The organism is Oribacterium sp. C9 (assembly GCF_002007235.1).
In the GTDB taxonomy this organism is placed as follows: domain Bacteria; phylum Bacillota; class Clostridia; order Lachnospirales; family Lachnospiraceae; genus Oribacterium.
On the sequence record NZ_MUHW01000001.1, the window covers coordinates 1 to 16196 of the forward strand.

The following is a 16196-nucleotide window of genomic DNA, read 5'->3' on the forward strand; positions in this document are numbered from 1 at the left end:
TCATCCCGTTCAGAACTCACTAGCTTAGCTTGTTCTGTCCGTTATTCTTTACTGCGAATAAATTCGCTTGACCTCTTTGGTCGTTTGCTTCCGAGCCCTTTTGGACTCTTCCGCTCTGAAAATCTAATTCTTAGAATCTTCAGGGTCTGTGTATTAATCGATCTTTGATTTTCAAGGTTCAATTTGTTGTGTTTTTTGCAACCTACTTATACTAGCAAATCACTTTTGAAATGTCAAACACATTTTTAACTTTTTTGAAGTTAAAACGGAGCAGGAGGGATTTGAACCCTCGCGCCGGTTTTATCCGACCTACACCCTTAGCAGGGGCGCCTCTTCGGCCTCTTGAGTACTACTCCTTATAGTCATTAAATGACATTCAAACGTTCCCTACCAAGGTATCTTTGGGATTCGTTCTGCACCTTTTTGAGGTGCCTTAGTATATTAACAATCTTTTTTATCTATGTCAATAGTTCTTTATACTTTATCTTATCTAAAACTGCATTAATTTAAAAAATAAAGAGGAACATACTATATATAGCATGTTCCCCTTTATTTCAACTCATTAAATCATTTCGATCTTCATAATCAGATATTATCATCTTCAGACTGTTGTTCTTCTATATCAGCCTCTTCCAACTCTCTTTGCATATCTGCTTCGGTTGTTGACTCTCTAACCTTTGCAATAGATGCAATTACGACATTGGAATCTGATTCTATATTCATAAATTTAACACCTGATGTATTTCTTCCGATATCCTTGGCATCCTTAAGAGACATTCTTATAATTACACCCTCATTGGTAATCAACATAATTTCTCTTGTTTTATCTGTAAGCTTAAAACCTACGAGATTTCCGGTCTTTTCTGTTATCTTATAACATCTCAGACCCTTTCCGCCTCTCTTTTGAAGCTTGAATTCAGATACACTTGTCAGCTTTCCCATGCCCTTTTCAGATACAACGAGCACAAAATCTCCCTGACTTATCTTCTGCATTCCAACAACAACGTCGTCATCAGATAAAGTGATTCCACGTACGCCAAAAGAACTTCTTCCTGTAATACGTACATCACTCTCGTTGAAACGTATAGCCATACCATTTCTGGTACCGATCATGATATCTTCATCCTTATCAATCAGCTTAGCCTCTATAAGTCTGTCATCATCTCTTAAGGCTATTGCGATCAATCCTGATTTTCTGATATTTGAATACTGTGATATAGGTGTCTTCTTTACAGTTCCGTTTTTGGTAGCAAGAAGAAGGTACTGATCAGAGTCAGCATAATCATCATTTATTGCAAATGAAGCTGTCACATACTCATCAGGAGCAAGCTGAAGCAGATTTACCAATGCTGTTCCTCTTGACGTACGTGAAGCTTCCGGGATCTTATATGCCTTTATTCTGAAACAGCGTCCCATATTTGTGAAGAACATAATGTAATGCTTATTTGTCGTCATAAACAAGTCTTCAATTATGTCATCATTTATGGTCTGCATGCCCTTGATGCCCTTACCACCACGGTTTTGCTGCTTAAAGTTTTCCGGAGACATACGCTTTATGTAACCAAGTCTGGTCGCTGCTATTACTGTATCATCATCCGGAATAAGATCTTCATCATCTATAGAATCATCAAATCCAAATTTGGTTACTCTGTCATTTCCGTATTTGTCGGCAATAACATCTATTTCATCTTTTATTACACCAAGCATCTTTTTAGGATTATTTAAAAGCTCGTTATAATATGCGATCTTTCTCTTCAGATCATCATATTCATCCTTAAGCTTTCCTCTTTCAAGTCCTGTTAATGCTCTTAATCGCATATCAACAATGGCCTGAGCCTGAACTTCATCAAATCCGAATTTTACAGAGAGATTTGCCTTTGCTTCTTCAGTATTTGCTGCAGCTCTGATCGTATGAACAATCTCATCAATATGATCAACTGCCTTAAGTAATGCCTCTAAAATATGAGCTCTCTCTTCAGCCTTATTAAGATCATATCTTGTTCTGCGATTGAATACATTAACCTGATGTTTTAGATATTCATCCAATATCTCCATGAGGTTTAATGTTTTTGGCTCACCGTTAACTATGCATAACATAATTACTCCAAATGTGGTCTGTAACTGTGTATGCTTGTACAACTGATTCAATACCACATTAGGATTAGCGTCTCTTCTGAGCTCTATATTGATCTTTGATGTTGATCCCTTACCTGATGCGTCATTGATATATGTAATACCATCTATTTTCTTGTCTTTTACAAGTTCTGCTATATTCTCGATAACTCTTGAACGATAAACAACATATGGTAATTCTTTAACAACTATGCGATGTTTTCCATTTGGCATAGCTTCAATTTCGCATACTGCTCTGAGCTTTATTTTTCCTCTTCCTGTACGATATGCTTCTTCTATGCCCTTTCTTCCGAGAATTATACCTCCGGTTGGAAAATCAGGACCAGGTATTACCTGCATTATATCTTCGATGGTAGTTTCTTTATCATTGATCTTATTTTCGATAATAAGATCTACTGCCTTTATTACTTCTCTCAGATTATGTGGAGGAATATTGGTAGCCATACCTACAGCTATTCCTGTTGCACCATTTACGATCAAATTTGGAAATTTTGCAGGCAGAACCTCAGGTTCGTCATACTCATTTGAAAAGTTAGGCATAAAATCAACGGTATCTTTATTGATTCCTGCTAACATTTCTCCGGCAAGCTTTGACATCTTTGCCTCTGTATATCGCATGGCAGCCGGAGAATCTCCATCATCAGAACCAAAGTTTCCCTGCTTATCAACCAAAACATGTCTCATCGACCAGGGCTGACCCATATACACAAGTGCTCCATAAATAGATGAATCTCCATGTGGATGAAATTTACCCATACATTCACCTACAATTGTTGCACACTTTTTTGTTTTCTTATCCGGTGTTACTCCCAAAGTCTGTAAAGAATAAAGTACTCGTCTCTGTACAGGCTTCAGTCCATCTCTAATATCCGGGATAGCTCTTGATACGATTACGCTCATCGCATAATCAATATAAGAGTTTTCCATAGTCTTTTTGAGATCTACATCCTGGACCTTATCAAAAACATTTGGCTCCAAAATTTTTTCCTCCAAATAACTTTGTTAAAACATCTATAACGAATTCAAATGTATTTATAACAATCCTTAGACATCAAGATTTGTTACATATTTTGCATTTTCTTCGATAAATTCTCTTCTAGGCTCAACCTGATCACCCATAAGTGTTGTGAAAGTTACATCAAGATCTGCCTTATCATCATCCACCATATTTACACGAAGAAGTGTTCTGGTCTCCGGATCCATGGTAGTTTCAGCCAACTCTTCAGTATCCATCTCACCAAGTCCCTTAAATCTAGATACATCTGCTCCTTCAGCACCTATCTGTTTCAGAACATTCTGATACTCCTCATCAGAGTAACAATAATAATGTTTTTTATTCTTGGTTATATTAAAAAGTGGCGGCTGTGCAAGATATACATGTCCCTGTTTGATCAATTCAGGCATGAAATTATATATAAATGTCAGCATCAATGTTGCAATATGAGCACCATCAACATCCGCATCAGTCATGATTATAATCTTGTTATATCTAAGTTTAGTGATATCAAAGTCTTCTTTTATTCCTGTTCCGAAGGCTGTTATCATTCCCTTTATTTCTTCATTGGCATAAATCTTATCAAGACGAGCTTTCTGAACATTTAAAACTTTTCCTCTCAAAGGAAGAACCGCCTGTGTATTAACATTTCTTCCATCCTTGGCAGGTCCTAGAGCTGAATCACCCTCTACTATAAAGATCTCACACTCATTAGGATCCTTGGAATTACAATCTACAAGTTTTCCAGGAAGTCCTACTCCATCCAATGCTGACTTTCTTCTAGTAAGATCCCTGGCACGTCTTGCAGCTGCTCTTGCTCTCTGAGCCAATACTGATTTTTCGCATATTGCCTTTGCGACGCTTGGATTCTGCTCAAGATAATAAGTAAGCTGTTCACTTACTATGCCCTGAACTGCAACCTGTGCTTCAGAATTTCCTAACTTTTGCTTTGTCTGACCTTCAAACTGTGGATCTCCGATTTTTACAGAAATAACAGTTGTCAAACCTTCTCGTATATCGTCACCGCTTAAATTCGGCTCAGAATCCTTTAACAGTTTATTTTCTCTCGCATAATCATTTAATGTCTTTGTCAAAGCATTTTTGAAGCCTGTTAAATGTGAACCACCATCAGGAGTATTGATATTATTTACAAATGTATAGGTATTTTCGGAATATGAGTCATTATGCTGCATTGCAACTTCGACAAAAACACCTTCTCTTTCACCTTCACAATAGATAACATCAGAGTAAAGTGGATCCTTACCCTTATTCAGGTAAGAAACAAATTCTTTAATTCCACCCTCGTAGTGGAAAGTACTTTCGTGTTTTTGTTCATCTCTCTCATCACGTAACGTGATTTTAAGAGCCTTGGTTAAAAATGCGGTTTCACGTAATCTTATTTTTAATGTCTCAAAACTATAGACAGTTTCCTCAAAAATCTGTGGATCCGGAAGGAAATGTACCTCTGTTCCATGCTCTTCAGGATCACAATCACCTATTATGGTCATATCCTGAATTACTTTTCCTCGTTCAAACTTCATGTTATAGATCTTTCCGTTCTTAAAAACAGAAACTTCCAGGTGTTCTGAAAGAGCATTAACAACTGAAGCACCTACACCATGAAGACCTCCGGATACCTTGTATCCGGATCCTCCAAATTTTCCACCGGCATGCAATACTGTAAAGACTACTTCAAGAGCCGGTTTTCCGGCTTTTTTCTGGATATCGACAGGTATTCCTCTTCCGTCATCTCTTACTGTAATTGAATTATCATTATTGATGGTTACCAAAATACTGCTGCAAAAACCTGCAAGAGCCTCATCTACAGAGTTATCCACAATTTCGTAGACTAGATGATGAAGTCCCCTTATCGATGTAGATCCGATATACATACCGGGTCTTTTTCTTACAGCCTCAAGTCCTTCAAGAATCTGAATTTGATTTGCATCATAATCAGACGAGCCTTTCATCAGCTCTTCTTCTCTTAACAAATCTTCATTTTCATTTCTTTCTATTGCCATTTATTCTTCCTCATAAAATCCTATACCGGAATTTCGCTTCTATCATTCAACTTCGTAATTGTACCATTTACTACATGAAACAGTTCATCAATATGAAAACGATTATTCACAAAATCATCAAGTCCGGTACAGGTAATGATATTTTGTGTATCACTTAACAGATTTAAAAGATAATTCTGCCTTTTGGAATCAAGTTCTGATAAAACATCATCCAGTAAAAGTATAGGATCATCGTCTATCTTTTTTCTTACCAGCTCTATTTCGCTTAATTTTAATGCCAATGCAGCTGTTCTCTGCTGACCTTGTGAGCCGAATTTTCTAATATCTTTATCATCGATCATAAAAAGAAGGTCATCTCTGTGAGGTCCTGCCAAAGTGACCTGCTGCTTTAATTCTGATTCCCGTACTCGTAAGAGTTCATTCTGGAAATTATCAATGGAGACATTGGCATCATATGTGATTTTTAATTTTTCAACACCACCTGTAAGCTGATGATGAATATCTATGATTATATCCTTAAGTTCCTCTATAAACTCTTTTCTGATCTCAATGACCTTTGATCCATATTTTACAAGCTCTTCATCCCATACAGATAATGTATCCAAAAGTGAAGGTTTGATTCTTATATCTTTTAAAAGCTTATTTCTCTGGTTTAATGTTTTATTATATCTCGCCAGATTATATAAATAAACTTTATCAAGCTGACATAATTCAAGATCCATAAAACGTCGTCTTATGGCCGGACCTTCTTTTATCAACCCTAAATCCTCAGGACTGAAACTGACTATATTGGCAATACCAAATAGCTCTGATGCCTTATGTATAGGTATCTCATCTATAGCGATTCCTTTGGATTTATTTTTCTTTAAATGCATATCTATGCGGTAAGGTATATTTCTTTTCCTTACCTCCATTTTGATATGCGCTTCATCGTTTCCGAATTGGATAAGATCCTTATCTCTGGCTATCCTATATGATTTTGATGTAGATGCCAGAAATATGGATTCAAGCACATTTGTTTTCCCCTGAGCATTATCCCCGAAAAAAATATTTGTGCCCGGGCTCAGTTTTACTTTTAACGATTGATAATTTCTAAAATTTTTCAGCTCTAATGACTCTATTATCATCTAATACTTACACTGCATCTGAATTAAAATTTACAGGAAGGATCATGTAATTATATGTCTTTTCATCATCTCTTATAAAACAAGGAGAACGTGGTATAGACATATAGATAGATACTTCCTCATCCTCAATATTTCTAAGAGCATCAACTAAGAACTTAGGATTAAATCCTATCATAAGATCATTTCCTATCTTCTTGATAGCTACTTCTGCGTCCATGGTTCCAAGATCTGTATTGATCTTCAAGCCCATTACATTCTCTTCGATCTTAAGAACCAGAGGCTGTTTGTCGTTATCTCTTACAAAAATCGTAGATCTGTCAAGACAGTCAAGGAGATTTTTACGGTTAACTACAATTTTGGTCTCATAATCCTCAGATAACATCTGTGCTACATGGAAATATTCTCCATCTATAAGTCTCGTTACAACTAAAGTATTATTAAACTCAAACATTATATGATTTCTTGAGAAATAGACTATGACCTCATCATACATTCCGCCGCTTAAGACCTTTATAAGTTCATTCAATGCTTTTCCAGGAACTATAGCCTTTGCAGATTCATAAGACTGGTTAAGCTTTACCTGTCTTATGGATATTCTGTGACCATCCAATGAAGTTACTGTAAGATTGTCATCCTTTATCTCAAATAATTCTCCGGTCATCTTTTTATTATTATCGTTCATGGCTATAGAAAAGATAGTCTGAGAAATAATCTGCTTAAGTGTGTACTGTGAAAGGGACACAGACTGAGTCTTGTCAATTTTAGGTAATGCTGTAAATTCATTACCATCTCGACCTGCTATTTTAAATACAGAGTTTTCGCAGGTAATGATAGTATTATTTCTGGAATCAGTCTCTATTGTTACCTGCATATCTTCGGATTCAGGTAATCTTCTTATAATTTCAGAAAAGATCTTTGCTTCAAGAGCTACTTTTCCGGATTCTACTATTGTGCCTTCACAAACAGTTTCAATTCCAAATTCCGTATCATTACCAATCAGCTGGATTTTTCCATTGGAAGCGTCTAACAAAATGCACTCTAATATTGACATAGTTGTTTTTGATGGCACAGCTTTTGAAACGATATTGATAGCATTAGTCAGATCATTCTTTTTGAACTGTAATTTCATATATAGGCCTCTCTTATATTAATTAATTATTTTAATTCTTAGTAATACTAATAGGGGATGTGGAAATGTGAAAAAGTCATTTCTACGGCTCTATCAGTGGGTTTTTACGCTTTAATAACTATGTTGAAATCTATTTTATAAAATGTTTATAAATAAAATCCTATGGAGATATCTTTTTGCGTAATGTCTCAATTGTGGATTTCAATTGTTCATTTGTGCGTAATTCTGTGGATATCTTATCAATTCCGTGCATTATAGTAGTATGATCTCTTCCGCCTAGATATTCACCTATATTCTTCAATGGTGCATCAGTCATATTTCGGCAGAGATACATGGCTATCTGCCTTGGGAAGACTATTTCTTTGTTCTTCTTTTGTGAAGCAATTTCCAGATTGGTGATTCCAAAATGCTCCGCAACAGTTGAAATGATCAGTTCGGGAGTTATTTCCTTAGGTCCTTCAGGAGTTATATGATCCTTTAAAAGTTCCTCTGCAAGTGATAACTCTATGGTCTGTTTCTTCAGTCTGGACATGGCTACGATCTTTGTTAATGCACCTTCAAGTTCCCTTATGTTGGATTTAATATTCGTAGCGATATACTTAATTATTTCATTGTCAATATTTACATGCATGAGCTCTTCTTTTTTTCTCAGAATAGCCATACGTGTTTCAAAGTCAGGCATCTGAATGTCAACAATTAATCCAACTTCAAATCTGGATCTTAGTCTGTCTTCCAGATTATCGATATCTTTTGGAGGTTTATCAGATGCGATAACTATCTGCCTTTTATTTTCATATAATGTATTAAATGTATGGAAGAACTCTTCCTGAGTTCCGGTCTTACCAACTATAAACTGAATATCATCTATTAAAAGAACATCCAATTCTCTATATTTATTCCTAAAATCATCAGGTGTCATGTCGTTCTTGTTTCTGATTGATTCAACGAAGTCGTTCATAAACGTCTCAGAAGTTACATAACGTATCTTGGCTTTAGGATTGTTTTTTAATATAAAATGGGCTATGGAATGCATTAAATGAGTCTTTCCAAGTCCGGCTCCTCCATAAATATATAACGGGTTATACATTTCTCCCGGAGATTCCGCTACAGCAAGAGAAGCTGCATGTGCCAGGTTATTACTGGATCCTACAACGAAAGTATCGAAGGTATATTCTCCATTAAGGTTGGCCTCTTTCAGAGTTTCTTCTAATATAATACTGGGATCCTTTTTATCATTGATGGCTCCCTGTAATTTCTTTACATATTCACGGGCATCGCTTTCAATGAAGAAATGAACTTCAACCGGAATATTTGTTTTTTCTTCAATAGCAACCTTTAAAAATAATGAATATTTTTTATCCAGGTATTTAATAAATCCCTCCTCAGGAACGATAATCAATAACTCACCGTTGATAAAATCAAATATCTTTAATGGTTTAAGCCATGTATCAAAGGATACCTGCAAAATATCATGTTCTTCCTTCATATTTTGCAGAATTTCATCCCAATTATTACGGATGGTTTCAAAATTATTCATGTGAGGTTCTCCTTAATAGATAAAATCACATATTAAAGTATAACAGAGTGTGGATAAAATATCAATCAAGTGTGTGGATAAGTATTATCAGTATAGTTTTTTCCACACAATATGTACACAAAGTGACGGTATATAAGGATTTTTTGTGAACATTATATCCACTTATCCACATAGTTATACACAGATTGTGGAATAATTCTTATACTGTTGAAATGTGTATAAATTTGTTGATAAACTTACTAAAAAATTCATTGACGAAAAATAAGTCTTTCTTTATAATATACAAACGATGTTTACCCTAGATCTGGAGATGCTTCAGGACTAAGGGCTATTAAGGAGTCCAACATTGAAAACTAAAAATCAATGGAGTCCTGAAAGATTATCAGAAAAGGAGGTGTCAGTATGCATAAGGGAAAAATGACATTCCAGCCTAAGACAAGACAGAGAGCCAAGGTTCATGGATTTAGAGCAAGAATGGCTACAGCAGGCGGAAGAAAGGTACTGGCTGCCAGAAGAGCAAAAGGTAGAGCAGCATTAACAGTATAATAGTTATTGATTTATGATTGAGACCGCTTTATTTAGCGGTCTTTTTTCATGTTATAAGTTTTGATTGTGGGGTTTGAAAAAATGAAACGTTTTCCTTCTATAAAAAAGAATAAGGATTTTCAGATTACCTACAAAAACGGTAAATCTCATGCTACCGGTGCACTTGTAATGTATATTATGGAAAATGGGCTTCAATACAACAGGATAGGTATATCATGCTCAAAGAAGGTCGGTAATTCTGTCGTTAGACATACATTTGCACGTAAAATGAGAGAGATCTTCAGATTAAATGATCATAAAGTTAAAAAGGGTATAGACATCATCGTAGTTATTCGTTTTAAAGCAAATTTTTGCGATTATAAGCAACTTGATTTGCAGTATAACAATCTTTTAGACAGGCATCATATCTTGATATAAACGATATTAATCGTATTTTTTGAATTGAAGTGAGACAATATTTTATTTTTATTTCATATTTATATAGAAGAATTTAGATTTAAGTCTCTATTTGAAAGGATTGGGTATGATATCAAAATTGATGATTTTTTTTATTAGATGTTATCAAAAGGGTATCTCACCTTATATTGGTGCTCACTGTAAATATACTCCTACATGTTCTCAATACGCCATTGAGGCATTAAAAAAGTATGGTTGTATTAAAGGTACATTGTTGGCCATATGGCGCATCCTAAGGTGCAATCCGTGGTCAAAAGGCGGTTATGATCCTGTTCCTTAACCGGAGGTAATCCTTGGACACTTTTAATTTGATCTTGTTAACAAAAAATACATCGACCCTTCCGATTCTTGGTCCTGTATGGAATTTGATAGTTAGCGTTCTCGGTGCAATTATGAATACAATTTATAATTCGCTTGAGTATGTTGGAATCGGAAATATCGGTCTTGCGATCATCATATTTACTATTGTGATGAGAATCATTCTTTTTCCTACAAGTTTTCGTCAGCAGAAGTCTTCTCGTATGATGCAGCTTATGCAGCCTGAGATGAAAGCTATTCAGGAGAAGTATAAGAATAAGACTGATAATGCATCTATGATGGCACAGCAGGAAGAAATGAAGGCTCTTTATGAAAAGTATGGTACATCCATGACAAGCGGATGTTTACCTCTGTTACTTCAGATGCCGGTCATTTTTGCTCTGTACCGTATAATAATGAACATTCCTGCATATGTTCCTTCTGTTTACTCTATTTATGAAAATGTATTAAATGCCATAGGTGGTTCATCTGCAGCTCAAAAGTTAGTTGAATTTGGTAACAGCAATAAACTTGAATCTATTTTAAAGCAGCTTAATAATCTTGGTGTTGCTGAAAATTCGACATATTCTGCTGATCAGGTTTCAAATCTCATAATTGATTTTCTTTATAAATTGAATCCTGCTCAATGGGATAGTCTGGCTAAAACCTTTCCGGATGCATCAGCTAAAATTGAATTAGCTGCGTCACAGGCTGAAAAAATCAATAATTTTCTGGGAATTAATCTTTCAACTGCTCCTAGCTCTATGGGTTTTGTGCCTAATGTTTATTGGATTATTCCTATTTTGGCAGGTTTATTCCAGTATCTCAGCACCAAACTTATGTCAAGCACAAATCAGGCTATGGCGGAGGGTAATGATCAATCTGCTCAGATGATGAAGAGCATGAATCTCATGATGCCTCTTATGTCAGTTTGGTTCTGCTTTACATTTGCATCAGGTATCGGTTTATATTGGTGCGCATCTTCAGCTGTTATGATTCTTCAGCAGATATTCCTTAACAAATATTTTAATAAGATTTCAGATAAGGATATGATCGAAATGTCTCTTGCTAAAGCTAATGCAAAGCGTGCTAAAAAGGGTTTACCACCAATCGATGAAAAATCCGTTGAAAATCGTATTAAGGCAGCAAAAGCAAAGGCTGAAGTAACAGAAAACAATCGTATGGAAGTGATTGCAAAACAGAGCGTTAAAACAAAGGAATCAACAGATTATTATAATAATAATGCTAAGCCTGGTTCATTAGCTTCCAAAGCGAATATGGTTCGTCTTTACAATGAAAAAAATGAAAAGAAGAACAAGTAAAGAGGTTAAATATGGATAATATTAGAGTTTCAGCAAAAACAAAAGATGAAGCTATAACAAAAGCTTTGATTCAGCTCGGTATTACCTCTGACAGACTGAATTATCGTGTTCTTGCAGAAGGTAAGACCGGTTTATTTGGAATTGGAGCCAAACCTTGGATCCTTGAAGCATCGATAAAGGAATCATCATCAGATAATGATATTAAAAAGCTTGAAGATGATATAGATAAGATCAAGGCAAATACAGGATCTGTTGCGGTAAATTCAGCTAAGAAAACAGATAATTCAAAAAATGTATCTGATAATAATGATGATAATAGTAAAAAGGAAGATAAGAGTTCTTCCTCTAAGACAGTTTCTATGTCATCTGATAAGAAGGATAAGCGCTCTCGTACTGATAGAGAAAAAAAGGTACGTAAGCAGTTTGATAAAGAATTAAGCAGTGATTCTAATGAGTCCTCTGTAATCAAGGATGAGGTAAAGAAACAGCATGATATTAAACCGATTTCTGAAGAGGAAGCTTCTACAGCAATTAAAGATGCTGAACAGTTCATTACCAATGTTTTAAATGGTATGAACATGGAAGTTGAAACAAACTCAAGATTTGATCATGATTCAAATGAATTACTTATAAATCTTGTTGGTTCAGATATGGGTGTCCTCATCGGAAAGAGAGGACAGACTCTGGATTCACTTCAATATTTAACTTCTCTTGTTGTTAATAAAAATCACAAGGAAGATTATATTAGAATTAAACTTGATACAGAAGATTACAGATCCAGAAGAGAAGCTACATTGAGAAATCTTGCAAGAAATATTGCTTATAAAGTTAGAAGAACACGTAAGGCAGTTGCTCTTGAGCCTATGAATCCATATGAGAGACGTATTATTCATAGTGCACTTCAGAATGATCGTTTTGTAACAACAAAGTCCGAGGGTGAAGAACCTTTCAGACATGTAATTATCTTTATGAAGAAAAGAGATAGAAGAAACTATTCTAAAGATTCTTCCAGAAGAGAGTATCAGAATAATTCACATGTTAATAATGATACAACACTTTCTGAATAAAGAGATTTCCACAATTCAATAGTAAAATCCGATGATTTGTGGATAACCCTTGGTATTATCTTACCAAGGGTTGTTTTTTTATACTAAATATAATGAGCTATATGAAATACTTGCAATTAATATGCGCTACGATTAGAATTAGTTGAGTTTTTAGATATGTGGATAAACTCTTTCCAAAAGTAAAGTAATGTAACTTATAACAGTACTAAATTTATTTTTTATACCGTTGTAAAAGACAAAATGGAGAAATATGATGATAGATGATACAATTTGTGCACTTGCTACTGCTGCAGTTGAATCCGGTATTGGTATTATTCGTATAAGTGGATCAGAAGCAGTTTCGATAGCATCAAAGTTTATCAAATCCAAATCCGGTAAAGCTGTAGACATTTCTGAATCACATAGAATCAAATATGGTTTTGTTTATTCCGATGAAGAACCTCTAGATGAAGTTCTTGTTATGACCATGCTCGCTCCTAAGTCTTTTACAGGTGAAGATACTGTTGAGATAGACTGTCACGGCGGTGTTTTAATGATGAATAAGATTCTGGAAGTAGCTGTTAATAATGGTGCTCGCTTGGCAGAACCCGGTGAATTTACAAAAAGAGCATTCCTTAATGGTCGAATAGATCTTTCTGAAGCCGAAGCTGTAGGAGATCTTATCAGTTCAGAAAATGATTATGCTTTAAAAGCTTCTATTAAACAGTTAAGAGGATCTGTTTCCGATAAAATTAAACGATTCAGATCTCAGATTTTGGAAGATGATGCCTTTATTGAAGCAGCACTCGATGACCCTGAACATATAACTCTTGACGGATTTAAATCTGATTTAGAACAGCATGTTACCGGAATCATAAAGGAGCTAGAGTATCTTATATCATCCTCAGATGACGGGAAACGTATAAAGGAAGGCATCAGAACTGTCATAATTGGTAAACCAAATGCAGGAAAATCTTCCTTATTAAATATACTTGTAGGTAGTGAGAGAGCTATAGTTACAGATATTGCCGGTACTACACGAGATACTCTGGAGGAACATATTAATTTAAAGGGTATCAGTTTAACTATTGTTGACACTGCCGGTATTAGAGAAACAGACGATACTGTAGAAAAAATCGGTGTAGAGAGAGCTTTGGATGCTGCAGACAACGCGGATCTTATAATTTATGTTGTAGATTCGTCGATTCCTTTGGATGATTCGGATCATAGAATTATTTCCAGAATACAGGATCGTAACACTATAGTTCTTTTAAATAAAAGTGATTTGAATCAGGTTATTGTACAGTCTGAACTTGAATCAATGACTAATAAAACAGTTATTCCAATTAGTGCAAAAAATAATTTTGGAATAGATAAATTGGAATCTGAGATAACCTCTATGTTTTTCAGTAACAGAATCAATTTCAATGACCAGGTTGTTATTACAAATTTAAGACATAAGCATTGTCTTATTAATGCTAATAATGCTCTTCATGAGGTTATAAATTCTATTAATTTGGATATGCCTGAAGATTTTTTTACTATAGATATGATGCGTGCTTACGAGGAGTTGGGTTATATTCTTGGTGAAGAAGTTTCGGAAGATTTAATTAATGAGATTTTCTCAAAGTTTTGTATGGGTAAATAAATATAAAATGGGAGTTTAAATATGGCTTTTGTTGAAGAATCATATGATGTAGCTGTAGTTGGTGCAGGTCATGCAGGATGTGAAGCTGCACTTGCTTGTGCACGACTTGGACTGGAAACAATTATCTTTACTGTAAGTGTGGATAGTATTGCACTTATGCCTTGTAATCCTAATATCGGAGGCAGTTCAAAAGGCCATTTGGTTCGTGAATTGGATGCTCTCGGTGGAGAGATGGGAAAAAATATTGATAAGACATTTATTCAGTCTAAAATGCTTAATAAATCAAAGGGTCCTGCTGTTCATAGTTTAAGAGCTCAGGCTGATAAACAATCATATACAAGAGAAATGAGAACAACTCTTGAAAATCAGCCTCATCTCACTATTAGACAAGCCGAAGTATCTGAGATTTTGACGGAAGAATTTGATATTCGTAAAAAGAAGATAACTGGTGTCAAAACTACCTCAGGAGCAGTATATCATGCTAGAGCAGTAGTTCTTTGTACCGGAGTTTACTTAAATTCAAGATGTTTGACCGGTGATTTAATTGAATATACAGGTCCTAATGGCTTAAGATCAGCAACACATTTAACAGATTCTTTAAAAAATAACAACGTACGTATGTTTAGATTTAAAACCGGTACTCCTGCAAGAGTAGATAAACGTACATTGGATTTTTCTAAGTTTGAAGTTCAAAAGGGTGATGTACCTGTTATACCTTTTTCATTTTCTACAAAGTTTGAATCTGTTCAGAAGGAACAGGTAGATTGCTGGTTGGTTTACACCAATGAGAATACTCATAATATAATAAGAAATAACATTGACAGATCGCCTATGTTTAATGGGTCTATAGAAGGAGTAGGACCTAGATATTGTCCTTCAATCGAAGATAAGGTTATGAAATTTCCTGATAAAAATCGTCATCAGATTTTTATCGAGCCTGAGGGACTCTATACTAATGAAATGTATCTGAGTGGAATGTCCAGTTCTATGCCAGAGGACGTTCAATATGAGATGTATCATTCAATGGAAGGTTTTGAAAACGTACATATAGTAAGGAATGCATACGCTATTGAATATGATTGCATTGATGCTACTCAATTAAAATCAAATCTTGAATTTTTAAATATAGATGGTCTTTTTGCTGCCGGACAGTTTAATGGTTCATCGGGGTATGAGGAAGCTGCTGTACAAGGTTTGATGGCTGGTATAAATGCTGCTATGAAGTTAAAAGGAAGAGAAGCAGTTATTCTTGATAGATCACAGGCTTATATAGGTGTACTTATCGATGATCTCGTTACTAAAGAAAATTTTGAGCCTTATCGTATGATGACAAGCAGATCGGAATATCGTCTTCTTCTTCGACAGGATAATGCAGATATACGTCTCAGAGAAATTGGTCATGAAATCGGTCTTGTTTCTGATGAAGAATATCAGGATACTTGTCATAAGATCGATTTGATAAATAAGGAAATAGATAGACTTAAAAGTACTTATATCGGTAACAGTGATTTAGTAAATTCATTTTTGTCTGCCCATGGATCAAATACTTTAAGTTCTGGTATATCTTTAGCGGAGTTGATCAAGAGGCCTGAACTTGATTATGAGTTGATTAAAGATCTCGATAAAGAAAGACCGACATTACCTTATACTGTAAGAGAAGAAGTAAATATTGAAATAAAGTATGAGGGTTATATAAAGAGACAGCAGACACAGGTTGATGCATTTAAGAAACTTGAATATAAGAAGATTCCATTAGATATTGATTATAATAGTATTTCTAATTTGAGATTGGAAGCACGTCAAAAGCTTTCAAAGATCAAACCTGAAAATGTAGGTATGGCCAGTAGAATTAGTGGAGTTAGTCCGGCTGATATTAGTGTTTTACTTGTTTATATTGAATCATATAAACATAGAAGTGAAAAATGATTTAAATTATACTA

At 35.0% G+C, this 16196-nt stretch carries 12 protein-coding genes and 1 tRNA gene; 7 read left to right on the forward strand and 6 right to left on the reverse strand.

Annotated features, from left to right (window positions below):
• Window positions 1-266 precede the first annotated feature (266 nt).
• From BXO88_RS00005 to dnaA, 6 genes are all read right to left on the reverse strand, one after another.
• Window positions 267-356: transfer RNA gene (locus BXO88_RS00005), tRNA-Ser, on the reverse strand.
• 229 nt (window positions 357-585) lie between these two features.
• Entirely contained in the window at window positions 586-3111 is a 2526-nt protein-coding gene (gyrA, locus tag BXO88_RS00010; RefSeq protein ID WP_078035756.1) for a DNA gyrase subunit A, read from the reverse strand.
• 66 nt (window positions 3112-3177) lie between these two features.
• Window positions 3178-5097, reverse strand: coding sequence for a DNA topoisomerase (ATP-hydrolyzing) subunit B (gene gyrB, locus BXO88_RS00015; protein WP_242945123.1), 1920 nt, complete (start codon window positions 5095-5097; stop codon window positions 3178-3180).
• 71 nt (window positions 5098-5168) lie between these two features.
• Window positions 5169-6275, reverse strand: coding sequence for a DNA replication/repair protein RecF (gene recF, locus BXO88_RS00020; protein WP_078035758.1), 1107 nt, complete (start codon window positions 6273-6275; stop codon window positions 5169-5171).
• Window positions 6276-6282: 7 nt separating this feature from the next.
• Window positions 6283-7404 (reverse strand): DNA polymerase III subunit beta, encoded by a 1122-nt coding sequence (gene dnaN, locus BXO88_RS00025; RefSeq protein WP_078035759.1) that lies wholly within the window; start codon window positions 7402-7404, stop codon window positions 6283-6285.
• A 160-nt stretch (window positions 7405-7564) separates the two neighbouring features.
• Window positions 7565-8941 carry a chromosomal replication initiator protein DnaA gene (gene dnaA, locus BXO88_RS00030; protein WP_078035760.1) on the reverse strand — a complete coding sequence of 459 codons (1377 nt, stop codon included), beginning with the start codon at window positions 8939-8941 and terminating at the stop codon, window positions 7565-7567.
• Between the two features lie 402 nt (window positions 8942-9343).
• Between dnaA and rpmH the strand changes: the two genes are divergently transcribed.
• The 7 genes from rpmH to mnmG all read left to right on the forward strand — a co-directional run bounded on the left by rpmH (window position 9344) and on the right by mnmG (window position 16182).
• Window positions 9344-9487 carry a 50S ribosomal protein L34 gene (gene rpmH / locus BXO88_RS00035; protein WP_044996302.1) on the forward strand — a complete coding sequence of 48 codons (144 nt, stop codon included), beginning with the start codon at window positions 9344-9346 and terminating at the stop codon, window positions 9485-9487.
• An 81-nt stretch (window positions 9488-9568) separates the two neighbouring features.
• On the forward strand, window positions 9569-9904 hold the full coding sequence (gene rnpA / locus BXO88_RS17095) for a ribonuclease P protein component (protein WP_078035761.1): 336 nt from the start codon (window positions 9569-9571) through the stop codon (window positions 9902-9904).
• Between the two features lie 106 nt (window positions 9905-10010).
• Window positions 10011-10223, forward strand: coding sequence for a membrane protein insertion efficiency factor YidD (yidD, locus tag BXO88_RS00045; RefSeq protein WP_078035762.1), 213 nt, complete (start codon window positions 10011-10013; stop codon window positions 10221-10223).
• 13 nt (window positions 10224-10236) lie between these two features.
• Window positions 10237-11562, forward strand: coding sequence for a YidC/Oxa1 family membrane protein insertase (locus BXO88_RS00050; RefSeq protein ID WP_242945113.1), 1326 nt, complete (start codon window positions 10237-10239; stop codon window positions 11560-11562).
• An 11-nt stretch (window positions 11563-11573) separates the two neighbouring features.
• A complete protein-coding gene (jag, locus tag BXO88_RS00055; protein ID WP_078035763.1) occupies window positions 11574-12629 on the forward strand; it encodes an RNA-binding cell elongation regulator Jag/EloR in 1056 nt (351 codons plus the stop codon).
• A 253-nt stretch (window positions 12630-12882) separates the two neighbouring features.
• Window positions 12883-14256, forward strand: a complete 1374-nt coding sequence (gene mnmE / locus BXO88_RS00060; RefSeq protein ID WP_078035764.1) for a tRNA uridine-5-carboxymethylaminomethyl(34) synthesis GTPase MnmE — start codon at window positions 12883-12885, stop codon at window positions 14254-14256.
• A 21-nt stretch (window positions 14257-14277) separates the two neighbouring features.
• Window positions 14278-16182: a tRNA uridine-5-carboxymethylaminomethyl(34) synthesis enzyme MnmG gene (gene mnmG / locus BXO88_RS00065; protein ID WP_078035765.1), complete on the forward strand. Its 1905-nt coding sequence runs from the start codon at window positions 14278-14280 to the stop codon at window positions 16180-16182.
• Window positions 16183-16196: the final 14 nt, after the last annotated feature.

What these genes read in the sequence shown, in the direction of transcription:
- gyrB (WP_242945123.1), bottom strand. Translation starts at nt 5,097, where the DNA reads ATGAAAGGCTCGTCTGATTATGATGCAAATCAAATTCAGATTCTTGAA.
- recF (WP_078035758.1), bottom strand. Translation starts at nt 6,275, where the DNA reads ATGATAATAGAGTCATTAGAGCTGAAAAATTTTAGAAATTATCAATCG.
- dnaN (WP_078035759.1), bottom strand. Translation starts at nt 7,404, where the DNA reads ATGAAATTACAGTTCAAAAAGAATGATCTGACTAATGCTATCAATATC.
- dnaA (WP_078035760.1), bottom strand. Translation starts at nt 8,941, where the DNA reads ATGAATAATTTTGAAACCATCCGTAATAATTGGGATGAAATTCTGCAA.
- rpmH (WP_044996302.1), top strand. Translation starts at nt 9,344, where the DNA reads ATGCATAAGGGAAAAATGACATTCCAGCCTAAGACAAGACAGAGAGCC.
- rnpA (WP_078035761.1), top strand. Translation starts at nt 9,569, where the DNA reads ATGAAACGTTTTCCTTCTATAAAAAAGAATAAGGATTTTCAGATTACC.
- yidD (WP_078035762.1), top strand. Translation starts at nt 10,011, where the DNA reads ATGATATCAAAATTGATGATTTTTTTTATTAGATGTTATCAAAAGGGT.
- jag (WP_078035763.1), top strand. Translation starts at nt 11,574, where the DNA reads ATGGATAATATTAGAGTTTCAGCAAAAACAAAAGATGAAGCTATAACA.
- mnmE (WP_078035764.1), top strand. Translation starts at nt 12,883, where the DNA reads ATGATAGATGATACAATTTGTGCACTTGCTACTGCTGCAGTTGAATCC.
- mnmG (WP_078035765.1), top strand. Translation starts at nt 14,278, where the DNA reads ATGGCTTTTGTTGAAGAATCATATGATGTAGCTGTAGTTGGTGCAGGT.